This window comes from Stenotrophomonas sp. YJH_SMC_133, assembly GCF_059370655.1.
In genome coordinates this window covers 271,947-295,930 of the sequence record NZ_JCAFTW010000004.1, presented here as the reverse complement: position 1 = coordinate 295,930, position 23,984 = coordinate 271,947, and the positions used below count along the sequence as shown (strand labels likewise).

Annotated in this window: 20 protein-coding genes; 13 read left to right on the top strand and 7 right to left on the bottom strand. The window is 68.0% G+C overall.

The features are described 5' to 3' along the window. Window positions 1–322 precede the first annotated feature (322 nt). Window positions 323–1,339 carry a TIGR00266 family protein gene (locus AC5P78_RS07890; RefSeq protein WP_005407480.1) on the bottom strand — a complete coding sequence of 339 codons (1,017 nt, stop codon included), beginning with the start codon at window positions 1,337–1,339 and terminating at the stop codon, window positions 323–325. Window positions 1,340–1,496: 157 nt separating this feature from the next. On the opposite strand from AC5P78_RS07890, the gene AC5P78_RS07885 reads away from it, so the two are divergent. Next, complete coding sequence (locus AC5P78_RS07885; protein ID WP_012478680.1) at window positions 1,497–3,767, top strand: TonB-dependent receptor; 2,271 nt, start codon at window positions 1,497–1,499, stop codon at window positions 3,765–3,767. A gap of 111 nt (window positions 3,768–3,878) precedes the next feature. Here AC5P78_RS07885 and AC5P78_RS07880 read toward each other — a convergent pair whose 3' ends face one another. Continuing rightward, window positions 3,879–4,718, bottom strand: coding sequence for an acid phosphatase (locus AC5P78_RS07880; protein ID WP_005411807.1), 840 nt, complete (start codon window positions 4,716–4,718; stop codon window positions 3,879–3,881). 263 nt (window positions 4,719–4,981) lie between these two features. Here AC5P78_RS07880 and AC5P78_RS07875 point away from each other — a divergent pair, with 263 nt between their 5' ends. Further along, window positions 4,982–5,860: a lipase family protein gene (locus AC5P78_RS07875; protein ID WP_005407483.1), complete on the top strand. Its 879-nt coding sequence runs from the start codon at window positions 4,982–4,984 to the stop codon at window positions 5,858–5,860. An 11-nt stretch (window positions 5,861–5,871) separates the two neighbouring features. Then, window positions 5,872–7,074 (top strand): DUF4785 domain-containing protein, encoded by a 1,203-nt coding sequence (locus tag AC5P78_RS07870; RefSeq protein ID WP_012478681.1) that lies wholly within the window; start codon window positions 5,872–5,874, stop codon window positions 7,072–7,074. A 183-nt stretch (window positions 7,075–7,257) separates the two neighbouring features. Here the strand turns inward: AC5P78_RS07870 and AC5P78_RS07865 are convergent, their stop codons facing one another. Further along, the gene (locus AC5P78_RS07865; RefSeq protein WP_012478682.1) at window positions 7,258–8,079 is read right to left on the bottom strand and encodes an ABC transporter ATP-binding protein; all 822 of its coding nucleotides are present in this window, start codon (window positions 8,077–8,079) and stop codon (window positions 7,258–7,260) included. Window positions 8,080–8,230: 151 nt separating this feature from the next. On the opposite strand from AC5P78_RS07865, the gene AC5P78_RS07860 reads away from it, so the two are divergent. The 4 genes from AC5P78_RS07860 (at window position 8,231) to AC5P78_RS07845 (ending at window position 12,305) form a co-directional block, all read left to right on the top strand. Then, window positions 8,231–9,433 carry a DesA family fatty acid desaturase gene (locus tag AC5P78_RS07860; protein ID WP_065183481.1) on the top strand — a complete coding sequence of 401 codons (1,203 nt, stop codon included), beginning with the start codon at window positions 8,231–8,233 and terminating at the stop codon, window positions 9,431–9,433. Next, window positions 9,430–9,762, top strand: coding sequence for an EF-hand domain-containing protein (locus AC5P78_RS07855; RefSeq protein ID WP_005411812.1), 333 nt, complete (start codon window positions 9,430–9,432; stop codon window positions 9,760–9,762). Before AC5P78_RS07860 ends, AC5P78_RS07855 begins: the two co-directional genes overlap by 4 nt. A 19-nt stretch (window positions 9,763–9,781) precedes the next feature. Then, window positions 9,782–10,594 carry a bifunctional DNA-formamidopyrimidine glycosylase/DNA-(apurinic or apyrimidinic site) lyase gene (gene mutM, locus AC5P78_RS07850; protein WP_414498323.1) on the top strand — a complete coding sequence of 271 codons (813 nt, stop codon included), beginning with the start codon at window positions 9,782–9,784 and terminating at the stop codon, window positions 10,592–10,594. Window positions 10,595–10,700: 106 nt separating this feature from the next. After that, the gene (locus tag AC5P78_RS07845; RefSeq protein ID WP_012478684.1) at window positions 10,701–12,305 is read left to right on the top strand and encodes an OpgD/OpgG family glucan biosynthesis protein; all 1,605 of its coding nucleotides are present in this window, start codon (window positions 10,701–10,703) and stop codon (window positions 12,303–12,305) included. A 555-nt stretch (window positions 12,306–12,860) separates the two neighbouring features. Here the strand turns inward: AC5P78_RS07845 and AC5P78_RS07840 are convergent. The 3 genes from AC5P78_RS07840 to AC5P78_RS07830 are packed head-to-tail and all read right to left on the bottom strand — an operon-like array spanning window position 12,861 to window position 14,577. Beyond that, window positions 12,861–13,481, bottom strand: coding sequence for a thymidine kinase (locus AC5P78_RS07840; protein ID WP_033833540.1), 621 nt, complete (start codon window positions 13,479–13,481; stop codon window positions 12,861–12,863). 9 nt (window positions 13,482–13,490) lie between these two features. Further along, entirely contained in the window at window positions 13,491–13,808 is a 318-nt protein-coding gene (locus AC5P78_RS07835) for a hypothetical protein (protein WP_111174128.1), read from the bottom strand. Between the two features lie 40 nt (window positions 13,809–13,848). Next, entirely contained in the window at window positions 13,849–14,577 is a 729-nt protein-coding gene (locus AC5P78_RS07830) for an SEL1-like repeat protein (RefSeq protein WP_111193565.1), read from the bottom strand. Window positions 14,578–14,676: 99 nt separating this feature from the next. Between AC5P78_RS07830 and AC5P78_RS07825 the strand changes: the two genes are divergently transcribed. Both AC5P78_RS07825 and AC5P78_RS07820 read left to right on the top strand, forming a co-directional pair. Then, window positions 14,677–16,653: a UvrD-helicase domain-containing protein gene (locus tag AC5P78_RS07825; RefSeq protein ID WP_414498365.1), complete on the top strand. Its 1,977-nt coding sequence runs from the start codon at window positions 14,677–14,679 to the stop codon at window positions 16,651–16,653. Between the two features lie 260 nt (window positions 16,654–16,913). Further along, window positions 16,914–17,438: a GNAT family N-acetyltransferase gene (locus tag AC5P78_RS07820; protein WP_005407495.1), complete on the top strand. Its 525-nt coding sequence runs from the start codon at window positions 16,914–16,916 to the stop codon at window positions 17,436–17,438. A gap of 78 nt (window positions 17,439–17,516) precedes the next feature. Here the strand turns inward: AC5P78_RS07820 and AC5P78_RS07815 are convergent, their stop codons facing one another. After that, window positions 17,517–18,170 (bottom strand): YceH family protein, encoded by a 654-nt coding sequence (locus tag AC5P78_RS07815; RefSeq protein WP_111118364.1) that lies wholly within the window; start codon window positions 18,168–18,170, stop codon window positions 17,517–17,519. 101 nt (window positions 18,171–18,271) lie between these two features. On the opposite strand from AC5P78_RS07815, the gene AC5P78_RS07810 reads away from it, so the two are divergent. The 4 genes from AC5P78_RS07810 (at window position 18,272) to plsB (ending at window position 23,931) form a co-directional block, all read left to right on the top strand. Beyond that, window positions 18,272–19,195, top strand: coding sequence for a 5'-nucleotidase, lipoprotein e(P4) family (locus tag AC5P78_RS07810; RefSeq protein ID WP_021202272.1), 924 nt, complete (start codon window positions 18,272–18,274; stop codon window positions 19,193–19,195). Next, window positions 19,192–19,917 (top strand): orotidine-5'-phosphate decarboxylase, encoded by a 726-nt coding sequence (gene pyrF, locus AC5P78_RS07805; protein ID WP_005411820.1) that lies wholly within the window; start codon window positions 19,192–19,194, stop codon window positions 19,915–19,917. Before AC5P78_RS07810 ends, pyrF begins: the two co-directional genes overlap by 4 nt. A 424-nt stretch (window positions 19,918–20,341) precedes the next feature. Further along, window positions 20,342–21,295 carry a hypothetical protein gene (locus AC5P78_RS07800; RefSeq protein ID WP_012478691.1) on the top strand — a complete coding sequence of 318 codons (954 nt, stop codon included), beginning with the start codon at window positions 20,342–20,344 and terminating at the stop codon, window positions 21,293–21,295. Beyond that, entirely contained in the window at window positions 21,295–23,931 is a 2,637-nt protein-coding gene (plsB, locus tag AC5P78_RS07795) for a glycerol-3-phosphate 1-O-acyltransferase PlsB (protein WP_044569309.1), read from the top strand. Before AC5P78_RS07800 ends, plsB begins: the two co-directional genes overlap by 1 nt. Window positions 23,932–23,984: the final 53 nt, after the last annotated feature.

Genomic DNA, 23,984 nt, shown 5'->3' with positions numbered 1-23,984 from the left:
ATATCGCCCATTCATAAAGGTAGTGCCAAGGTCCATGGGGCTGCCTGCCAGCGGCCGGCACTACCGGGATGCGCGCCAAGGTCCATGGGGTTGCCGGCCAGCGGCCGGCACTACCGGGATGCGCGCCAAGGTCCATGGGGTTGCCGGCCAGCGGCCGGCACTACCGGGATGCGTGCCAAGGTCCATGGGGTTGCCGGCCAGCGGCCGGCACTACCGGGATGCGCGCCAAGGTCCATGGGGCTGCCGGCCAGCGGCCGGCACTACCGGGATGCGCGCCAAGGTCGATGGGGTTGCCGGCCAGCGCCGACACGACCGGAGGCGGTCAGAAGCGGTTGTCGCCGTCCAGCATCCGGCCCAGGCCGCCCAGTACCGAACCCTCGCCGCGGTTCTGGCCACCGCCCTGCGGCGCGGCCATCCACATGCGGCCGGCCAGGCGCGAGAACGGCAGCGACTGCAGCCAGACCTTGCCTGGGCCGGTCAGCGTGGCCAGGAACACGCCCTCGCCGCCGAACAGCATGCTCTTGATGCCCGCAACACGGCGCACGTCCATGTCCACGGTCGGGTGGTAGGCCACCACGCAGCCGGTATCCACGTCCAGGCGCTCGCCGGCAGCCAGCTCGCGTTCCACCACGCAGCCGCCGGCGTGGATGAACACCCAGCCGTCGCCTTCCAGCTTCTGCATGATGAAACCCTCACCACCGAACAGGCCGGTCATGATCTTGCGCTGGAACTGCACGCCGATCTGCACGCCGCGCGCACCGGCCAGGAAGCTGTCCTTCTGGCAGATCAGGCGGCCGCCGTGCTGGTCCAGTTTCATCGCCAGCACCGTGCCCGGGTAGGGCGCGGCGAAGGCGACCTTGCCCTTGCCGTGCCCGCTCTGCGTGTAGACGGTGGCGAACAGGCTCTCGCCGGTCAGCACGCGCTTGCCGGCGGCCATCACCTTGCCCATGAAGCCGCCGCCCTGGTCGCCGTTGGCGGCGCCGAACACCGTGTCCATCTGTACCGTGGCGTCCTTGAACATCAATGCACCGGCCTCGGCGATCGCGCTCTCGCCGGGGTCGAGCTCGATCTCCACGAACTGCATTTCATGGCCGACGATGCGGAACTCGATGTCGTCGGCGCGGCCGCTGGCGCCGACGGGGACCGGCGGTGGGGTGTTGGGCATGCCCGGGGCCACCGCCTGCAGCTCGGCCACCTCGGCGATCGGTGTCCACCCGCTCATGCCCTGGCACCAGGCCAGCGCGCGCGGATTGGCCTGCGCGTAGCGGCGCGCGGCCTCGTCATCAAGCGGGCCGATGCGCTCGGCCTGGGCGGAGGCATGGAAGTACCACTGGGTCATGGCGGCGGGTCCGTCGCGTTGGAAACCCCGAGTCTAGCGAGCGCCCGGGGCGCCGGCGACGGGGCCATGAACGGCGGGCATTTGCGGCGTAGGTGCTGTATTGCAACAATTATCTGGTAGCGCCGTTTTACCACCCCTCCAAACACAGCCTACCGCCATGTCCCCGACCCGTACTTCCCGTGGCCGCCTTCCGGTCGCGCGCCCCCTCGTTGCCGCTCTTTCCGCCCTGCTGCCGCTGGTAGCAGCCGCTCAGGAAACCCCCGCCGCCAAGGATCCGGTTGCCCTCGATGCCCTGCAGGTGACCGCGCAGCGCCGCGTCGAGAACGCCAAGGACGTACCGGTCGCACTGAGCGCGATCCAGGGCGAGAAGCTGGATGTGCTCGGCTCGGCCGGCGATGACATCCGCTTCCTGGCCGCGCGCGTGCCCAGCCTCAACATCGAGTCGTCCTACGGCCGTGCCTTCCCGCGCTTCTACATCCGCGGCCTGGGCAACACCGATTTCGACCTCAATGCTTCGCAGCCGGTGTCGCTGGTGTATGACGACGTGGTGCAGGAAAGCCCGCTGCTGAAGGGCTTCCCGCTGTTCGACCTGGCCAACGTGGAAGTGCTGCGTGGCCCGCAGGGCACGCTGTTCGGCCGCAACACCCCGGCCGGCGTGGTCAAGTTCGATTCGGCGCGACCGTCGCAGGATGCCGACGGCTACGTGCGCGTGGGCTACGGCAGCTACAACAGCTGGAACGTGCAGGGCGCCTACGGCGGCCCGCTGACCGACCGCTGGTCGGCACGTGTCTCGGCGATCTACCAGCGCCGCGATGACTGGGTCGACAACACCCGCGCCGGTGCCCCCAACAGTGGTTTCGAAGGCTATGACGAAGCCGCCGGCCGCGTGCAGTTCCTGTACGAAGGCGACGACTTCGAAGCGCTGTTCAACCTGCACAAGCGCAAGCTCAACGGCACCGCCCGCCTGTTCCGCGCCAACATCATCCAGAAGGGTGGCAATTCGCTGGTCGAGAACTTCGACCGCGACAAGGTGGCCAACGACGGCGTCAACTTCTCCGACCTGGAAACCTGGGGCGGCAGCGCGCGCCTGCAGTGGAACCTCGGCTCGGTGACGTTGCATTCGATCACCGGCTACGAGACCGCCGAATCGCTCAACCGTGGCGACATCGACGGCGGCTACGGTGCGGCCTTCCTCGGTGCCGGCAACTACGGCCCGGGCCTGATTCCATTCTCGTCGGAGTCGGCCGACGGCCTGCCGCACCACCGCCAGTGGACGCAGGAAGTGCGGATCGAGTCCAACGAGTGGGGCCGCTTCGACTGGCAGGCCGGCGTCTTCTACTTCGATGAAGACGTGACCATCAACAACTTCAACTACGACTCGCTGACCCCGGGCAATCCACAGACCGGCCACGTGGTGCAGAACCAGCGCAACAAGGCGTGGGCGGTGTTCGCTTCGGGCGACTTCGATGTCACCGATCGCTTCAAGCTGCGCGCCGGCGTGCGCTACACCCAGGACAAGAAGGACTTCAGCGCCAGCGTGCTGCAGGCCGTTCCGTTCGGCACCCCGGTCAGCGGCCCGTACCTGGCCAACACCGACGTCAACGACGTCAGCTGGGATGTCAGCGGCGTCTACAAGCTGACCGACGACATCAACGCCTACGCCCGCGTGGCCAAGGGTTTCCGCGCACCGTCGATCCAGGGCCGCCTAGCCTTCGCGCCGGGCCTGTCGCAGGCCGACTCGGAGAAGGTCCTCTCGTATGAAGCCGGCATCAAGGCCGACCTGTTCGAGCGCCGCGCGCGCCTGGGCCTGAGCGTGTTCCGCTACAACGTCGATGGCCAGCAGCTGATCGCGGTGGGTGGCAGCAACAACACCGCCACCCTGCTCAACGCCGACAAGACCATCGGCCAGGGCGTGGAACTGGACCTGGAAGCCTACCTGGCCGACAACGTCCTGCTGACCTTCGGCAGCAGCTACAACGACACCGAGATCAAGGACAAGGATCTGGCGGTGGCGATCTGCGGCGGTGGCTGCACCATCAACGACCCGACCACGGTGATCAACGGCCAGACCTATGCGCTGGTGAACGGCAACCCGCTGCCGCAGGCGCCGAAGTGGATCCACAACGCGACCCTGCGCGTGGGCTTCCCGCTCAGCGATGGCAGCGAGCTGTACGCCTACACCGATTGGGCCTACCGCAGTGCGGTGAACTTCTTCATCTACGAGTCGCCGGAATTCCGCGGCCGTAGTTCGCTGGAAGGCGGCCTGCGCCTGGGCTACAACTGGGATTACGGCCAGTACGACGTGGCCGTGTTCGGCCGCAACCTGACCAACCAGACCCGCGTGGTCGGCGCGATCGACTTCAACAACCTGACCGGCTTCCTCAACGAGCCGCGTACCTGGGGCGTGGAGTTCACCGCGAAGTTCTGATGCGGTGGCTGCGTTGATGCAATGAAAAAGGGCCGGCGCAATGCCGGCCCTTTTTCCTTACGCCCATTGTAGTGCCGGCCGCTGGCCGGCAACGAGTGATCCGGCGCGCGCTTACAGCGCGCTCTGCGGGCGCACCTTCAGCACCGCGTTCTCGGTAGTGCAATCGCGGCTGGAGTGCAGGCCGGCCTTGCGTGCGGCCGCGATTTCCTTGCGTGCGGCCAGCAGGTCCTTGTTGAATGCAGCGTTGTCGTGCAGGCGGGCCACCGCGGCGGCGCCCATGAAGCGGCCTTCGAGGATGTCGCTCTGCCAGTGCACGTTGCAGACCAGGCGGCTCTCGCCGTAGTTGCGGCCACGGGCCTGGATGGCATCGGCGCGGTCCGGCGCGATCTCGGACAGGATCAGTGCCCAGGCCCAACCGATCGAGGTGTGGCCGGACGGGTAGGAACCGTTCTTGCGCAGGCCTTCCTCGTCCTTCGGCGAGCAGGTCGGTTCACCATTGACCATGAACGGGCGCGGGCGCTGGTAGTGGTTCTTGGCCGCCTTGGTCGCCGCACTGGCGTCGATCCGGCTGCGCTCCAGCAGGCGATACAGCGCCGGGGTCTTCACCGCATCGACGTCGATGTCGGCGGCGCAGGAGAAGTGGTTGGCGCCTTCGGGGAAACCGAGTTCCGCATCGACACCGGCCTGGGCGAAGCGCGGGCTGCCACGCAGCGCGCGGGCTTCACGGCTGACCTGCTCGTCCAGGGCGAGCGCGGCCGAACCGGCCACCGGTGGTGCCGGTACCAGGTCGAGGCTGGCCGGAACCGCGCTCTTGTCCAGATAGCCCACCGCCTTGGTGGTGATGTTGGCTTCGACGGCGGTCGGCTTGGTGGCGGTGGCGGCACAACCGGCCAGGGCCGCGACGACGGCAAGGCCGAGCAGCGGGCGGGCAGGGTGGGAAATCAGCGACATGGACAGGCTCCGGGAGAGAAAACAACGCGCCATGATCGCAGCCCCCATACGACACTGCAGTGGCCATCGGTCATACGGCCAGACCCGGCATGGTCATTGTCGCGATATGAAAAGCGTCATCGTTTGACGTCAGTCTCCTGATTCCGGGCGCAGCGCACGGACTTTCACGCCGCTGCACCGCGAGCATCGGCACAACGGCAAGCGCCAGGGCCGTCCAGTTCCAGCCGGGTCGGGGGGGATCCGAAGACAGAGGGAGAGAAGCGATGCGCAGCACCGCAACAGGAAGTACCGTCCTGGCCCTGCTCCTCGGGCTTGCAACAGCGCCGGCGCAGGCCGCCGACGTGGTCGGCGTGGCCTTCGTGCATGGCACCGGCGCGCAGACCAACGCCACCCAGGACTACTGGCAGCCGGCGATCATCGACACCGTGCGCCAGGGCCTGCCGAACAGCAGCAACTACGTGGTCATCAACTGTGACTTCACCCAGTACATGTGGAAGCCCGAAGCTGCCGGTTGCCTGGCCAACCAGCTGACCAGCTTCATCGACAGCCGTGGCATCACCCAGCTGGTGGTGATCACCCATTCCAACGGCGGCAATGTGGTGCGCTGGATCCTGTCCAACCCGACCTACGACAGCCGCTATCCGAAGATCATCCGCACGGTGCGCAAGGTCACCGCGCTGGCACCTTCCTCGGCGGGTACGCCGTTGGCCGATGCGGTACTCAACGGCAACACCTTTGAAACCTCGCTGGGCTGGCTGCTGGGCTACAAGAACGACGCGGTGCGCCAGCAGCAGGTGGCGAGCATGGCCACCTACAACGCGCAGAACCTGTATGGCACGGCCGGTCGCCCAGCGCTGCCCAAGCCGTTCCGCGCGGTGGTCGGTAGCGACGTGGAATCGGCGGTGTGGGACAGCAACAGTTACTGCGGCGGCTATGCCGCCAACGTCGGCCTGGAGTTCACCCAGAACTGGCTGTCGTCCTGCTCCGATGGCTTCCTGGAGTGCAGCAGCCAGAAGGCCGCCGGCACCACCTGGTTCACCGACAAGGCGCGTACCCAGGGCGCAGAACCGCTCAGCCACAACCAGAGCCGCCGCGAGTGCTTCGGCCTCGGCACCCTGCTGCGCAACGACCTGACCCAGTGAGGGAGACGACCATGACGATTCAATCCACCCTGCTGGCCGGCGCCGTGCTGGCAGCACTGTCCCTTTCCGCAGCGCAGGCCGCGCAGCCGCTGCAGGCCGCCCGCGCAGGCGACCAGGTGCCCGCGGCGCTGGTTGCCGCGCCGTTGCCGGCCGATGACAGCGAACGCGCACCGCTGTCCTTCGCCTGGGCCTTGGACCCGGCGCAATCGTTGCAGGCGGCGACTCCGTATGCCTCGGTCAGCCGCAGCTACTGGCAGCAGGTCGATGGCACGCAACTGCAGCGCGGCCTCGATCTACCGCTGACGGCCGCCGATGCGGTGATCCAGCTGAGCCCGGCAGAAGGCGCGCGTGCAGTGCCGGCCAACTCGCTGCAGGTGCGCGACCCGGCAGGCCGCAGCAGCGTGGCCCGCAGTGTCGACGCGCGCGCGCTGCAGGAGGCCGGTATGCCGGTGAGTGATGGCAGCAGCATGCTGCGTACCGGCGCGACCAGTGCGGCCGGTGCGTACACGCTGCAGAGCGCGCAGGCACAGGGCCGCTACGTGGTGCAGGTACTGGAGCCGAACAGTCCGCTGCGGCTGGAGGTGCAGGCCAACCAAGGGCAGGTGCTGGCCGGTGGCAACCTGCAGCTGCAGGCGCGCCTGCTGGAAGACGGCGCTACTCCCGCAACGCTGGCCTCACGCCGCAGCAGCCTGGGCGGTGAAGCGTTGCTGGTTGCGCCGGACGGCCGCAGCTGGCCGCAGCGCCTGCTGCGCACCACCGATGGTGCCCTGCGTGCGCAGGTGCGGATTCCGGCTGATGTCGGCAACGCGCAGGGGTTGTGGGAGCTGCAGGTGTTCGCCCAGGCCGATGGTGTGTTGCGCGATGGCAAGGTCGCCTTCGCGGTGGCGCGTCCGACCGCGCGCTTCAGTGGCCAGGCGGCGCCGGACCCGGCCAGTCGACAGGTCGCACTGCCATTGCAGGTAGCCGCCGCTGGCCGCTACGAGGCGCGTGGCACGCTGTATGCCACCGGCCGCGATGGCCAGCTGAAGCCGGTCGCGCAGGCGCATGCGGCCGCGTGGTTCGATGGTCCGGGGCGTGGCCAGCTGGTGCTGCCGTTCGACCAGGCCGCATTGCCGGCCGGTTTCGGTGCGCCGTATGAGCTGCGCGACCTGCAGCTGCAGGATCAGAGCCGGATGGCACCGATCGAGTCACGCGCGCTGGCGTTGAGGTTCTGAGCAAGGCGGTGGCGGGCCGGAACATCCGGCCCGCTGCACCGGCATGGCGACGGAATGGCATCGCGACGGGAATGGCGTGACGGCGGGAATGACATCACGACGGGAATGACACCACGACGGGGTAGAGTCGGTCTCCCAGGCCTGTCGGTTTCCAGGCTCCTTGTTTCCCCCGAGGGCTCCGCCTCACCCCGCGTACGCGGTCAGCCGGCCTTCCTGCTCGCACACGGTGATCGGGCCACCGAACACCGCCGACAGCGGCGCGCTGCGCAGCAGTTCGGCGCGGGTGCCATCAGCCAGCACACGGCCGTCGCGCAGCAGCACCACGCGTTCGATCTCGGGAATGATCTCTTCGATGTGGTGGGTCACCAGCACCAGGGTGATGCCCTGCTGCGCCAGCACCCGCATGGTCGCCACCAGCTGCTCGCGGGCGACCAGGTCCAGCCCGGTGGAGGGTTCGTCCAGCAGCAGTGCCTGCGGCCGATTGACCAGCGCGCGGGCGATCAGCACGCGGCGGGTCTCGCCGGCCGACAGCTCGGCATAGGCGCGTTCGCGCAGGGACAGGGCGCCGGTCATCGCCAGTGTCTCGCCGACGCGCGTGCGCATGTCGGCGGTCACTTCGCGGAAGGCCGGCACCACGTAGCTGGCGAAGAAGCCGGACAGCACCGCCTGTTCCACGGTCAGCCCGGGCATGTCGGCCAGATTGCTGCTGAGGTCGCCGGTGACGATGCCCAGCTGCGAACGCAGCCGGTCCACCTGCCAGCGGTTCTGGCCCAGCACCTTCACCGCCACCGAGCCGTCTCCCTGTGCAAGGGGATACAGTTCGCGGGTGATCAGCTTGATGAAGGTCGACTTGCCGCAGCCGTTGGGGCCGAGCAGGGCGGTGTGCTGGCCCTGCGCGATGCGCAGGCTGAGCCCGTGCAGCACCTTCACCTGGCCGCGCACCACGGTGGCGCGGTCCAGTTCGATCAAGGGGGGCAGCTCCGCAACGGACGGGGCGGCAGTCATGGTGCTGGCGCGTGGATCAAGGCTCGACAACTCAGGTCCCCAACTGTGAACGGTGCCACGGATGACGGTGGCAATCACCGCCGCAGGGATGCAGTTTGCAACGCAAGCGCCCATGATGTCTGCCATCCCCGCGTCGATACGGAGAGCCGCCATGCCCGATGCCCTGATGTCCCTGTTGACCGGTGGTGTGCTCGGCCTCGGCTGGTGGGCCATGCTGGGCGTGCTGCTGGTCTTCACCCAGATCACCATCTTCTCGGTGACCCTGTACCTGCACCGCAGCCAGGCCCATCGCGGCGTCGATTTCCACCCGGCGCTGGCCCACGTGTTCCGTTTCTGGCTCTGGCTGACCACCTCGATGATCACCCGCGAATGGGTGGCCATCCACCGCAAGCACCACGCCAAGGTGGAGACCGAGGACGACCCGCACAGCCCGGTCACCCGCGGCATCGGCACGGTGTTCTGGCATGGCGTGGAGCTGTACCGGGAGGCACGCGGCATGCGCGCGGACATCGAGCAGTACGGGCGCGGCACCCCGGATGATGCGATCGAGCGCCACCTGTATACCCCGCACGCCACGCTGGGCCCGGTGCTGCTGCTGGCGATCAACAGCGTGCTGTTCGGCCTGCCCGGCGTGGCCCTGTGGGCGATCCAGATGGCGTGGATCCCGTTCTGGGCCGCGGGCGTGGTCAATGGCCTGGGCCACTGGTGGGGCTACCGCAACTACGAATCGGCCGATACCTCCACGAACCTGACGCCGTGGGGGTTCTGGATCGGTGGTGAGGAGCTGCACAACAACCATCATGCCTTCCCCAGTTCGGCGCGCTTTGCGATGCGGCGCTGGGAATTCGACATCGGCTGGAGTGCGATCCGCCTGCTGCAGGCGCTGCGCCTGGCCAAGGTGCTTCGCGTTGCACCGGCCATGGACGTACGCCCGAACATCGCCGTGCCCGATGCCGAGACCCTGAAGGCGCTGCTCTCGCACCGCTTCCAGGCGATGACCGACTACCAGCGCAACGTGTTCATGCCGGCCCTGCGCGAGGAAGCCGCCCACGCTGGGGCCAAGCTGCGGCGCCTGCTGCCGCGCCGGCTGCGCCGTGGCCTGGTCAACGATGGCCGCTGGCTGAAGCCGGACAGTCGTGCCCAGCTCAGCGCATGGGTGGCACAGCGCCCGCGCATCCGCACCCTGGTCGAGTACCGCGCGCGATTGGCCGCGTTGCTGGAAGCCCGAGGCCACGACGCCGCCGAGCGCCTGCACCAGCTGCAGGCCTGGTGCCGCGAGGCTGAGGAAAGCGGAATCGCGGCGCTGCAGGCCTACGCTGCGCGATTGAAGGGCTACAGCCTGGTGGGCGCGTGAGGGCAGGGTACGGCGTTCTGCTGGCGGTGCTGCTGCCGGGTGCGGCGCTGGCCCAGGTCACCGATACCACCAGCTACCTGCAGCGGATGGACAGCGATGGCGACGGCAAGGTCAGCGAGGCCGAGTACGTGCAGTGGATGCTGTATGCCTTCGACCGCATGGACCGCAATGGCGATGGCGTGCTGAGCGCCGAGGAGCTGCCCGGTGGCAAGGGCAGGGCGATCCGCCGCGAGCAGCAGCGGCAGGTGATCGTGCAGCGCTTCCACAAGCAGGATGCCAACGGTGATGGCGTCCTGGATGCCCGTGAACTGGCGGCGCCGCCACGCTGAGCGGGCGTAGAATCGGTTCATGCCTGAACTGCCCGAAGTCGAAACCACCCGCCGCGGCCTGGCGCCGCACCTGCAGGGCCGCCGCGTGCATGGCGTGATCCTGCGCCGCGCCGACCTGCGCTGGCCGATTCCGCCGGAAGTGGCCGAGCTGCTGCCGGGGCAGCGCATCGAGGACATCCGCCGTCGCGCCAAGTACCTGCTGCTGGACACCGCCATCGGCAGCGCCGTGCTGCACCTGGGCATGTCCGGCAGCCTGCGCGTGCTGCCCGGCGACACCCCGCTGCGCGCGCACGACCATGTGGATATCAGCCTGGACAACGGCCGCCTGCTGCGCTTCAACGACCCGCGCCGCTTCGGCAGCCTGCTGTGGCAGCCGGCCGGCGAAGTCCACCCGCTGCTGCAGGGGCTGGGCCCGGAGCCGCTGGACGATGCCTTCGAGGGGGACTACCTGTTCGCCCGCAGCCGTGGCCGCAGCGCGCCGGTGAAGACCTTCCTGATGGACCAGGCGGTGGTGGTGGGCGTGGGCAACATCTACGCCGCCGAGAGCCTGTTCAAGGCCGGCATCAGCCCGCTGCGCGAGGCCGGGAAGATCTCGCGCGAGCGCTACCAGCGGCTGGCCGATGCGGTGAAGGAGATCCTCGGCTACGCCATCACCCGTGGTGGCACCACCCTGCGTGACTTCATCAGCCCCGATGGCGCGCCGGGCTACTTCGAGCAGGAACTGCTGGTGTACGGCCGTGACGGGCTGCCCTGCCCGAACTGTGGCCGCGCGTTGAAGCACGCCACCATCGGCCAGCGCGCCAGCGTCTGGTGCAGCCACTGCCAGCGCTGAGGCAGGTGGCCAGCGGCAGCTGAACGGGCAGGGCACGTCTCCGCTGCCCGTTAACGTTTGTCTGCCTATGATGGCCGACCTTCCCCTCTGTGCCTGACGCGCCTGCATGCAACGACGCGACTTCATCCGCAATGCCTCCCTCGCCCTGGCTGCATTCGGCCTGCCGTCCCTGCCCGCGTGCGCGGCCAGCAGGAGCGGCCAGATGGGCCTGCGCCGCCTCGGCCAACCGCAGCCGTTCGACTTCGCCACCCTGAAGGGCCAGGCGCGCGCGCTGGCACAGGCGCCCTACAAGAGCCACAAGCGGGTGCTGCCGGGCCGCCTGGAAGGGCTGGACTGGGACCAGTACCAGTCGATCGGTTACCGCCAGGACCATGCGCTGTGGGCCGACCAGCCGGGCAAGTTCCAGGCCAAGTTCTTCCACCTGGGCCTGTACTTCCATTCGCCGGTGCGCATGTTCGACGTGGTCGACGGCAAGGCGCAGGAGCTGGCCTATGACGGCGCGGCCTTCAACTACGGCAAGAGCGGCATCAAGGACGGCGAGCTGCCGGCCGATCTCGGCTTCGCCGGTTTCCGCCTGAACACCCGCAAGGACACCGATCGCGATTTCGCCGCCTTCCTCGGCGCCAGCTACTTCCGCGCGGTCGGCAAGGAAGGCCAGTACGGCCAGTCCGCGCGTGGCCTGGCAATCGATACCGGCATGGGCAAGCCGGAGGAATTCCCGGACTTCATCGCCTATTACCTGGAACAACCCTCGGCTGATTCGGACACGATCGTGGTCTACGGCCTGCTGGATTCGCCCAGCGTGGCCGGCGCCTATCGCTTCGCGATCACCAATGGCGACGTGCTGCTGATGGACATCGACAGCGCGCTGTACCCGCGCAAGGCGATCGAGCGGTTGGGCATCGCCCCGTGCACCAGCATGTACCAGGTGGGCGAGAACGACCGCCGCATGGCCTGGGACTGGCGCCCGGAGATCCACGACACCGACGGCCTGTCGCTGTGGACCGGTGCCGGCGAATGGATCTGGAGGCCGCTGCTGAACCCGCGCAACCTGCGCTTCAACATGTTCGTGGACCGCAACCCCCGCGGCTTCGGCCTGCTGCAGCGCGACCGCAACTTCGACCATTACCAGGACGACGGCGTGTTCTACGAGAAGCGCCCGTGCCTGTGGGTGGAGCCGAAGGGCGAATGGGGCGAGGGCTCGGTGCAGCTGGTGGAGATCCCCACCGTGGATGAAACCTTCGACAACATCGTGGCGTTCTGGAACCCGAAGGAAAAACCGCAGCCGGGCCAGGAACTGCTGGTCGGCTACCGCCTGTACTGGGGTGCCGAACCGCCGGCACGGCCGCCGCTGGCGCACTGCGTGGCCAGCCGCACCGGCCTGGGTGGCGTGGTCGGCAAGAAGCGCGAGTACTTCAGCTGGCGCTTCGCGGTGGACTTCGAAGGTGGCGAGCTGGCCAGGCTGATCGACAAGGGCGAGGTCGAGGCGGTGGTGGAAGCCAGCCGCGGCCGGGTCGAGATCGTGTCGGCGCGTCCGCTGCGCGAGATCAACGGCTACCGCGCGATGTTCGACCTGGTGCCGCCGGAGGGCAGTACCGAGCAGATCGACATCCGCCTGTTCCTGCGCAGTGGCGGCAAGACCCTGACCGAGACCTGGCTGTACCAGTACACCCCGCCGCCGGCGGGTGCGCCGGAGCGCACGCTGTACTGAGTGGTTTGGGATTGCAGGGCTTGCAGCCCTGCACCTGCAGAGGCCAGAGCCGAAGCAACGGCAGAAGCTGGTTTCCTGTGGGGAGGCGGGGTGGGTCCGGTGGCGGGAGACGCCGTAAACCCGTCCATGGGGGCTTGGCCGCGGCATCCATGCCGCGGACACTCCCGCCACCGGACCCGCCCCGCCTTCGACAGACCTCCGCGATCTGTCGGAGCACGGGGTCGGAACCCGTTGCTGCGCAACGGGCTCTGATCCCAGATGAATTTCGATAGATGAATTTCGATATCTGACAGATGTGCCGACCAACGGTCGGCACCCACCAACAGCCGCGGGGATCTGTCAGAGGTGGGGCGGTGTGGGTGGGCAGGACCGTTGGCGCCATGGATGGCGCCATCGAGCCCCCAGGGACGGGTTTACGGCGTGTCCTGCCCACCCACACCGGCCCGCCATCCCACGCAATGTCAGCTCTTGCTGTTGCTGTTGCTGTTGCTGTTGCCGGCCAGCGGCCGGCACTACCGCGGGTGCAGGGCTGCAAGCCCTGCAAAAGAACACCCCTTACAGCGGCAGGGGCGCCTGCGCCGGATCGATCCGCCCTTCACCGCGGGTGATCTTCTTGAACTCGGCACGGCTGACCGACACGTAGCGGTCGTTGCCACCGATCTCCACCTGCGGGCCGTCCTGCACCGCGTGCCCATGCTCGTCCACGCGCACGGTCATCGTCGCCTTCTTCCCGCTGTGGCAGATGGTCTTGATCTCCTGCATCTCGTCGGCCCAGGCCAGCAGGTACTGGCTGCCCTCGAACAGCTCGCCGCGGAAATCGGTGCGCAGGCCGTAGCACAGCACCGGAATGCGCAGCTGGTCGACCACCTCGCTGAGCTGCCAGACCTGGGCGCGCGTGAGGAACTGCGCTTCATCCACCAGCACGCAGCCCATCGGGCCGTTGGCGGCCAGGTCCTGTTCGACCCAGTGCTGCAGGTCGGTGTCACGGTCGAAGGCCATGCCGTCCGCACGCAGGCCGATACGCGAGGCCACCACGCCGGCGCCGGCACGATCATCCAGGCGCGGGGTCAGGATCGCCACCCGCATGCCGCGTTCGCGGTAGTTGTGCGCGCTCTGCAGCAGGGTCGTGGTCTTGCCGGCGTTCATCGCCGAATAGTAGAAATAGAGCTTGGCCATCGGCCAATTCTAGTCGTCCACCGCCTTGTCGTCGCGGACCGCGTCCGGCCGTCCTATCTCGACGCTGGGGGTCAGCGCGGGGCGCCAGTAGTTGTCCTGCAGGCACCAGTAGTCGGCGGCGCGCCAGTAGTCGTTGTCGTAGACGATGCTGCCCGGCGTCACGATGCTGCGCCAGAACAGGTCCGGATGGGCATCGAAGAAGCCTCCGGTCAGGACGGTAGGCGGGATCTGCCGCGGGGCCTCCACCGGGCATTCCCTGGCGGTCACGGCAGCGGCCATCGACAGGCCCAGCAGCAGGCAGAAGCGTGGAGCGTGCTTCGCTTTCATACTTGATCGCCCTCCTGGCAATGACCATGGAATACGAACGTCAGCGCCCCGCGCCTCCCACGGGGCTGAGTGGGCCGACCTCGACGCTGCGGCCGCGGAACTCCTGTTCCCAGATGCGGTCCTGCATGCACCAGTACGCTGCAGGGTCCCAGTACGCATCCCGATAATAGTCATCGCCGCGGGTCGGCCAGCCGGCTTCGGGGCCGTCGGACAGCTCCACCTGCAGCATCGAGCTGACCCAGCCGGTACGGCTGCCGGTCATGCGGCTGCGGTCCACGCGCATGGCAGCCTCCATGCGCGGCTTGGCCGTGGCATCGCCGTAGGCCGCATACAGCGCCGTTCCTTCGGCGAGCACCCGTTGCCGCTGCGCGGCATCCAGGCGGTTCCAGTAGCGCTCGCGCTCCAGCAGCAGGTCGCGGTAGCCGCGTTCGGCGGCCAGGTCCATCCAGATGTAGGCCAGCACCGGATCAGGGGCGGTACCCGTGCCTTCCTGGTACATGCGCGCGACCAGCGACTGCGACAGCTTGTCGGCGTGCGCGGCCGCCCGCTTGAAACGCACCAGCGCATGATCGGGCCGGCCCTGGCGCCACGACTGCAGGCCCAGCTCGCGCCAGTGCAGGTCAGGATGAGCCTGCAGGAAGCCCGGGGTCATCAGCGCCGACCGCAACGATGCGCCAGCATCGGGCGCGCAGTCCGCACTGCGGGCAGCCAACGGCGCCAGCAGCAACAGCAGGGTGCCCAGCAGGGCGGCAAAGGCGGTCGGGCGCATGCACCTGGCTCCAGTGCTCCGGTGGCGAATCAATAGCTTAGGAACGGTGTGCATGCAAGTCAGGTCCGCCCGCTGCGGCCCCGCTACAATCCCATTCCCATGCACGGTCTCAATCCCCCTCAAGCCGCCGCCGTCCTGCACATCGAAGGTCCGTTGCTGGTGCTCGCCGGCGCGGGCAGCGGCAAGACGCGCGTGATCGTGGAAAAGATCGCCCACCTGATCGGCAGCGGCCGCTATCCGGCGCGCCGCATCGCAGCGATCACCTTCACCAACAAGTCGGCCAAGGAAATGCGCGAGCGTGTGGCCAAGCGCCTGCGCGAGCAGGACGCCGACGAGGTGACCATCTGCACTTTCCATGCGCTGGGCCTGAAGTTCCTGCAGATCGAACACGCGGCCGTGGGCCTGAAGCGTGGCTTCTCGATCTTCGATGCCGATGATGCCGCTGCGCAGATCAAGGACCTGATGTACGGGGCCAAGCCCGACGACATCGAGGACATGAAGAACCTGGTGTCGCGCGCCAAGAACGCCGGCCTGTCGCCCGAGCAGGCGATGGCCGCCGCGCGCAGCAACCGCGAGAAGGAAGCGGCCAGCGTCTACGAGCGCTACCAGCTGCGCCTGACGGCTTTCAATGCGGTCGACTTCGATGACCTGATCCGTTTGCCGGTGCAGATCCTGGAGGAAAATCCGGAGATCGCGCTGGCCTGGCGCGAGCGCATCGGCTACCTGCTGGTGGACGAATGCCAGGATACCAACGACGCGCAGTACCGCCTGCTCAAGCAGCTGGCCGGTGACAAGGGCAACTTCACCTGCGTGGGTGACGATGACCAGTCGATCTACGCCTGGCGCGGTGCCAACCCGGAAAACCTGCAGCAGATGGGGCGCGACTACCCTGCGCTGGAAATCATCAAGCTGGAGCAGAACTACCGCTGCTCCAACCGCGTGCTGCGCGCGGCCAACGCGCTGATCGCCAACAACCCGCATGAGCACCTGAAGAAGCTGTGGAGCGACCAGGCCGACGGTGAACGCATCCGCGTATGGGAATGCCGCAACAGCGAGCACGAAGCGGAAAAGGTCGCGGCCGAGATCGCCTTCGTGGCGCAGTCGCGCAACGTGCCGTGGAGTGATTTCTGCATCCTGTTCCGCGGCAACTTCCAGTCACGGCCGCTGGAAAAGGCGATGCAGCTGCTGCGCATCCCTTACCACCTGACCGGCGGCACCATGTTCCTGGAGCGCCAGGAAGTGAAGGACACGCTGGCATGGCTGCGGCTGCTGGTGAACCCGGACGACGACACCGCGTTCATGCGGGCGGTGCAGTCGCCCAAGCGTGACGTCGGTGCCGGCACGCTGGCCAGGCTGGCCGAACTGGCGCAGGAAAAGGACATGCCGATGGCGCAGGCCGCCGAGGCGATCGGCGCCCTGCAGCAGCTGCCGCCGCGCGCCGCCAACAGCCTGGCGCGCTTCACCGACATCCTGCGCGACCTGCGCGCGCAGATGCGTCAGGTCACCTCGGGCGACATGATCCGCAAGGTCGCCAAGGAATCCGGCCTGCTCAGCGAACTGCGCCAGCAGGCCAAGGAAGAGGCCAGCTACCAGCGCCGCGCCAACAACATCGAGGAACTGGCGCAGTGGTTCGAGGGCGGCCCGCGCGGCGCCACTGCCGCTGACCTGGCCGGCCAGCTGGCGCTGCTGTCACGCAGCGACAAGGACGAGGGTGGCAATCAGGTGCGCATGATGACCATGCACGCCTCCAAGGGCCTGGAGTTCCCGTATGTGTTCATCGTTGGCTGCGAGGACGGCGTGCTGCCGCACCAGGTGAGCCTGGACGAGGGCAACCTGCAGGAAGAGCGGCGGCTGCTGTACGTGGGCATCACCCGCGCCAAGATCCAGCTGTGGATGAGCTACAGCAAGCTGACGCGCAAGTTCGGCGAGCATGTGCGGCTGAAGCCGAGCCGGTTCTTCGAGGAGATTCCGGCCGAGGAGATCCAGCGCGATGGCGCTGATCCGGTGGCCGATGCGGCGCGCAAGAAGGAACGGGCGAGTGCGGGGTTGGCGGCGATCGAGGCGTTGTTCGACTAGGGCGCTCCAACGGCGCCGCCCCTCCGTGGTGGAGCACGCGTTGGTTCCGCAGTGTGGCTGATCGGGGTGGGTTCGCGGGGGACGCCGTGAACCCGTCCCTGGGGGCTTAGCCGCGCCATCCATGGCGCGGATACCCCCGCGAACCCACCCCGATCGGCCTCTGACAGATGCCGGGCGCTTCCTTCCACGGCAATGCAAAGAAAATCAAAAGCAGCAGCCGGGGTTGAGGCAGAATCGGGGTTTCGGCTGGAGGTCCACCTGTGCAACCGATCGAGAGTGAACGCCTGCGCCTGCGTGCCATCGAGCCTGATCGCGATGCGGCGCCGATGCTGGCGCTGTTGAATGATCCGGGCTTCGTGCGCTTCATTGGCGACCGCAATGTGCGCAGTGAGGAGCAGGCGCGGGACTACATCGCGCTGCGTGTGCTGCACAGCTATGCGTTGAATGGCTTTGGCATGTATGCCATCGAGCGGTTGTCCGACGGTGCCTGGCTGGGCAATGCCGGGCTGGTACGGCGTGATGGGCTGCCGGGTCCGGACATCGGCTATGCGGTGCTGTCGGAATTCGCCGGGCAGGGCTATGCCGGTGAGGCGGCGCGGGCAGTGTTCGCGCATGCGCGCGCTGGGCTGGGCCTGCAGGATCTGTATGGCATCACCGATCTGGACAACGTGGTGTCCGGGAAGATCCTGCTGGGGTTGGGCATGCAGGAGCGGGGGGTGATCCAGCTGCCGGGCGTGGACAGCCCGAGCCGGTTGTATGCGACGCCGGGTGCGGCGCAGGTCTGACCCCTGATGTTGGTAGGTGCCGACCGTTGGTCGGCACGATTCAGATGCAGTGCCGACCAACGGTCGGCACCCACCCCCTCAGCCGCGCAGTTCGGCCAGCTGCGCCTGCAGCTCGGCCACGGCCGCTTCCAGCTGGGCCACGCGCTCGGCCAGGCCCGGGTCGGCTGCATCGCTGTTGCCACCGCCGCTGCTGGCGTACCTGGCCGCCAGCGCCGCACCGTCCACTTCACCGCACAGCAGGTGCATGTAGCGGTCTTCGCGCTGCCCACTGGCGCGCGGCAGCACCACCAGCAGCGCGCGCTGCTGCAGGCGTTCGATGGCGTGGCGGGCGTCATCGGCGTCGGCGAAGCGGTGCAGGCGCTCGCTGCGCGTGATCAGTTCGCCCAGCGTCTGCGGCCCACGCAGCAGCAGCAGCGCCAGCAGCACGGTCTGCTGCCGGGTCAGGTCCAGCGCGGCCTGCAGGCGGTGCTCGTAGCGGTCCGCGCGCGAGGAGAAGTGCTGGCGGGCCAGGCCCAACGCCTCCAGCTGGCGCAGCGCGTGCTGCACGCTGCCGGCATCGATGTTCATCACCGGCTCGCGGGCAGTCTTCTGGTTGGCAGCCGACTGGGCGGCATTGACCGTCAGTGGATAGGTGTCCGGCGTGGTCGCCTCCTTTTCCACCAGGCAGCCCAGCAGGCGGGCCTGCACGGCGTCGAGCAGGGGGACGTCGGGGGTCTGGACGGAATCGGTCATGGCGGCCTCCGGAAGGGCAACGGGTCAACCGCCAAGCATAGCCGTCCCGGGGCCGCCTTTGCCGGTAAAATGCGCCGGTATATCTGATTGCCGGTGAATCCATGCGTCGTCCCGTTTCCCTGTCCCTGACCCTGCTCGCCACTGCGGCGCTGGGCCTGTCCGCCTGCAAGCGCGTGGATGCGCCTGCTGCCGAAGCCGCTGCCCCGGAGGCCCCGGCCGCCGCTGCCAAGGCTGATGGCGCGCTTGATGCGACCGCCAACGACAATCTCAACGCCGTGCTGTGGATGCAGCGCGCGCAGGAGTACAAGGCAATCACCGAGCAGACCTACCGCGCCGCCGCCGACCACCTGGACGCCGCGCTGAAGGAAGCGCACTGGGATGCGCTGGTGCCGGAGGAACGCGGCAACGAGGCCAAGGGCCTGAAGCCGGCCGTGGTGCTGGACGTGGATGAGACCGTGCTGGACAACTCGCCCTACCAGGCGCGCCTGGTGCGCGACGGCAAGGAATACGACGAGCTGAGCTGGGACCAGTGGGTGGCCGAAAAGAAGGCCAAGGCCATTCCGGGCGTGGTCGATTTCGCCAAGGCCGCCAACGCCAAGGGCGTAACCCTGCTGTACATCTCCAACCGCGCCGTGCACCTGAAGGACGCGACCCTGGCCAACCTGCGCGAGCAGGGCCTGCCGGTGGCCGATGACAGCGTGTTCCTGGGCCTGGGCACCGTGGTCGAAGGCTGCGAGCAGGCCGGCAGCGAGAAGAACTGCCGCCGCCGCCTGGCCGGGCAGAAGTACCGCGTGCTGATGCAGTTCGGCGACCAGCTGGGCGACTTCGTGGAAGTGACCGCCAACACCAACGAAGGCCGTGACGCCCTGCTGCAGCAGTACCACGACTGGTTCGGCGAGCGCTGGTGGATGCTGCCGAACCCGACCTACGGCGGTTTCGAGCCGGCGCAGTTCAACAATGACTACAGCCAGTCGCGCCAGGCCCGCCACGACGCCAAGCGCGCTGCCCTGGACTACGCGCCGTGAGCCGCGCGCCGCTGCCGCTGCGCGATGACGAGCGCCTGATCTTCGCGCTGGACGTGCCTGATCGCGCGCAGGCGCTGGAGTGGGTCGACCGCCTCGGCGACAGCGTGGCGTTCTACAAGATCGGCATGGAACTGCTGGCGTCGGGCGAGTACTTCCAGGTGCTGGACGAGCTGGCCCGCCGCGACAAGCGCGTGTTCGTCGACCTGAAGTTCTTCGATATCCCGGCCACTGCCGCGGCGGTGATCAAGCGCCTGTCGCAGTGGCCGGTCAGCTACGCCACCATCCACGGCTGGCACCCGGCGATGATGGAAGCCTGCGCCGCCGCCAACAGCAGCGACATGCGCCTGCTGGCGGTGACCGTGCTGACCTCGATGGGCCGCCCGGACCTGGCGCAGATGGGCATCGACCGTGAACCGGTGGACGTAGTGGTCGAACGCGCGCTGGCCGCGCAGGCGGCCGGTATCGATGGCGTGATCGCCTCGGGCCAGGAAGCCGGCCCGATCCGCGCCGCTACCGGCGCCGGGTTCTCGATCGTCTGCCCGGGCATCCGCCCCGGTGGCCCGGTCGGCGATGACCAGAAGCGTACCGTTGGCGTGGCCCAGGCCTTTGCCGATGGCGCCGATGCCATCGTGGTTGGTCGCCCGATCCGCCTGGCCACCGATCCGCAGGCCGCGGCGCGGGCCATCCAGCAGGAAATCGCGTCGGCGCTGGCTGCGCGCTGAGATTCCGTTGCGCAGGCTGCAGGCCCGAACGCCATCCCGACCCGCGCGGGATGGCGTTTCTGCATCCGTCCACCGAGCGGTTGTGCCCGAATCGCCGCAAAACCTGCCGTAGATTTCATGGCCTCCATGCCAGGCATCAGGATGATCAATAAAATCAATAATTTAGGCCGAACTACGTGAAGTGTTGCCTTAACTTGAGCGGCAGCGTAGGATCGCCGCCATCCGGTCCTCGGACCGGACATGTGCCACAACACTGTCCACCGGCCCTGCGCCGGTTTGAAGAGCCTGTGATCCCCGTGATCCCGGCTCTTTTTTTATTCCCATCAGTGACTTGCACAAGCAACAGCGGAAACCGTGACGTCCCGGCTTGCCGCTGTCACGTCACAGGCCGCAAGATGCGGACCGGTCCGGGGAGTCCGAGTGCATGAGCGTGGCAGTGCGAGGAAGGTCTGCGCGTGGATGGGGGCTGGCAGCCATGCTGCTGCTGGCCGTGGCGGCGTGTCGTGAATCGGCCCAGGACCCGGCCAAGCCGGCGGCCGAGCCGGTCGCGGCGGTGCAGGCCATGGCGCTGCGCCTGGCCGAGGACGATCTGGTCGGCTATGCAAAGCTGTCGGTACCGCCCAGCCAGTACCAGCGCCTGCAACAGGCCTGGACCGAAGGCCACAGCCAATGGCCGCTGACCGAACTGCCGCTGGGTGACCAGCTGCTGCCGATGCTGGCCGCACTGCGCAAGCCCAATGCCAGCGCCGAACTGCAGCGCAGCTTCGATCGCCAGCTGGCCGGACAGGCCGGCGCCGTTCGCCAGGCCGCACAATCGATGGGCAACTTCGGTGTGCAGTACCTGCGCCACCAGAAGGGTTATACGCCTGGCCAACAGGCGCATTACATCGCGCTGGTCGAAACCCTGGCCAGCTGGGCGCAGGGTGCCCCGATCAGTGACCGGGCCCGCGCACGCAGCACCATCGCCGCGCTGGTCGGCGCCGCCAACAAGGTCGGTTTCGACGACGAAGCCGGCCTGCAGGCCGCGGGCATGGAAGGCAGCCTGGCGCAGCTGGCGCCGTTCATCCACACCCTCAAGGCGGTGCTGGGCAGCTACGGGCTGGGCGTGGACGACGCGTTGCGCAGCGTGCGCGGCGAACTGCTGTCGGTGGAAGGTGACAACGCCCTGGTACGCCTGCGCTACGACCTCGCCGGTCGCGAGATGAGCCTGCAGCTGCCGCTGAGCCGCCGCGAAGGCCACTGGTACCTGACCCGCACCCTGGCCGACACCGACGCGCTGCTGCGCAAGGCCGAGGCGGCCCGCGCCGCTGCGTCGCCGTCGCCGGCTGAAGCCCCCGCCGAGGGTGGGGAAGCGGCAACGCCGCCGCCTAAGCCATAATGGCGCCGATGTCGAAACAGAACCCGCTGCCGTTCCCCGGCGAAGAATCCCAGTCGACGCCCGCCGATACGGTGCCGGCGTCCCCCTCGACCGGTACCGGCCCGAACCCGGTACCGCCGCCCGTGCACGCGCGTCCGGCCGGCCGACGCCCACTGTGGGCACGGTTGCTGGGCCGCCTGGTCGAGCCGTGGCTGTCGCTGAAGATCGAGCCGGAAGACCCGGGCCAGTACAACGATGGCCGCCCGGTCATGTACGTGCTGGAAGACTACGGCCTGTCCAACGCGCTGATCCTGGACAAGGCCTGCCGCCAGGCCGGCCTGCCGTCGCCGCTGGTGCCGCTGGCCGGTGACCCGACCGGCCGCAAGCGCGCCTACCTGGCGCTGTCGCGGCGCAGCTCCAGCAATTCGCTGATCCCCGAGCAGCGCGGTGCCAAGACCCATTCCGACTCGCTGGCCAAGGTCCTGCAGGCACATCGCGTGCGCGATGACCTGGACGTGCACCTGGTGCCGGTGTCGATCTTCGTCGGCCGCGCGCCGGACAAGCAGAGCGGCTGGTTCGCGGTGCTGTTCTCGGAAAACTGGGCGCTGGTCGGCCGCTTCCGCCGCCTGCTGGCGGTGCTGCTCAATGGCCGCAGCACCATCGTCCGCTTCGCGCCGCCGATCTCGCTGCGTTCCATCATCGACGAAGGCCTGGAGCCGGAACGCACGGTACGCAAGCTGCAGCGCGTGCTGCGCACCCATTTCCGCCGCATCCGTGAATCGGTGATCGGCCCCGACCTGTCGACCCGTCGCCTGCTGGTGGACCAGGTGCTGGCCGCCGAACCGGTGCGCGAAGCGATCGCCGCGCAGGCCAAGCGCGACAATTCGAAGACGGCCGATGCCTGGAAGAAGGCACACGCCTACGCCTGGGAAATCGCCGCGGACTATTCCAGCCCGGTGGTGCGCTCGGCCAGCTTCATGCTCAGCCACGTGTGGAACCGCATCTATGCGGGCGTGCTGGTGCACCATCTGGACAAGTTCAAGGCCGCCGCGCCGGGTCACGAAGTGGTCTACGTGCCCAGCCACCGCAGCCACATGGACTACCTGCTGCTGTCCTACCTGCTGTACGACCGTGGCATCGTGCCGCCGCACATCGTGGCCGGCATCAACCTGAACCTGCCGGTGGTCGGCACCCTGCTGCGCAAGGGCGGTGCGTTCTTCATCCGCCGCTCGATCCGTGGCAACGCGCTGTACTCGGCCGTGCTCAGTGAGTACGTCGCGCAGCTGGTGGCCGGCGGCTACTCGCTGGAGTACTTCGTCGAAGGCGGCCGCTCGCGTACCGGCCGACTGCTGCAGCCCAAGGGCGGCATGATCTCGATGACGCTGCGTGCGTTCCTGCGCCAGCCGCGCAAGCCGGTGCTGTTCCAGCCCATCTACATCGGCTACGAGAAGCTGATGGAAGGCGGCAGCTACCTGGACGAACTGTCCGGCCGGCCGAAGGAAAAGGAATCGATCTGGTCGCTGCTGTGGGGCATCCCGAAGGTGCTCAAGCAGAACTACGGCCAGGTGGTGGTGAACTTCGGCGAACCGATCGCACTGAACGACGTACTGGCCGAGAAGGCGCCGGAGTGGAAGGGCGAGGCGGTGTCCGAGGACGAGAAGCCAGCCTGGCTGTCGACCACGGTGGACACGCTGGCCGAACGCATCCAGGTGCGCATCAACGGCGCAGCTGACGTCAATCCGATCAACCTGCTGGCGCTGGCCCTGCTGTCCACGCCGAAGCACGCGATGGGCGAGGCCGACCTGATCGCGCAGATCGAGCTGTGCAAGACGCTGCTGGTCGAGATGCCGTATTCGGACCGGGTGACGGTGACCCCGCACTCGCCGGAGCGGATCATCGCCCACGCCGAGGAAATCAACGTCCTCACCCGCATCAAGCACCCGCTGGGCGACGTGCTCAGCGTCAGCGGCGATACCGCGGTGCTGCTGAGCTACTTCCGCAACAACGTGCTGCACCTGTTCACCGCCTCGTCGTGGGTGGCCTGCTGCTTCCAGAACAACCGCCGCATGAGCCGTACCGGCCTGGTCCAGCTGGGCCGCACGGTGTACCCGTTCCTGCAGGCCGAGCTGTTCCTGCCGTGGAGCGAGGACGAATTCGCACAGCGCATCGACCAGACCATCAACGTGTTCGTGCGTGAGGGCCTGCTGCAGAACGTCAATGACGACGACGGCGGCATCTTGGCGCGCAACACCGGGCAGACCGACGAGGTGTTCCGCCTGCGTGCGATCGGCCACTCGCTGCAGCAGGCCTTCGAGCGCTACTACATCGCCATTTCGGTGCTGGTGAAGAACGGCCCGGGCGTGCTGGGCGCGGCCGAGCTGGAAAGCCTGTGCCAGCAGGCGGCGCAGCGTCTGAGTCTGCTCTATGCACCGGCCGCGCCGGAGTTCTTCGACCGCACCCTGTTCCGCGGCTTCATCCAGAAGCTGCGCGAACTGCGCCTGGTGTGGCCGGACGAGAACAGCAAGCTGCTGTTCGACGAGCGCCTGGATGCCTGGGCCAAGGACGCCAAGTTCATCCTCGGCCGCGAGCTGCGCCACACCATCGAACGGGTCAGCCCGGAAGCAGCGCGCCCGGACGAGCCGGCGCCGCAGGATTGAAGGCAGCGCCGGGCCATGCGGTGGGTGTGGACCTTGGTCCACACCTTCCAGCC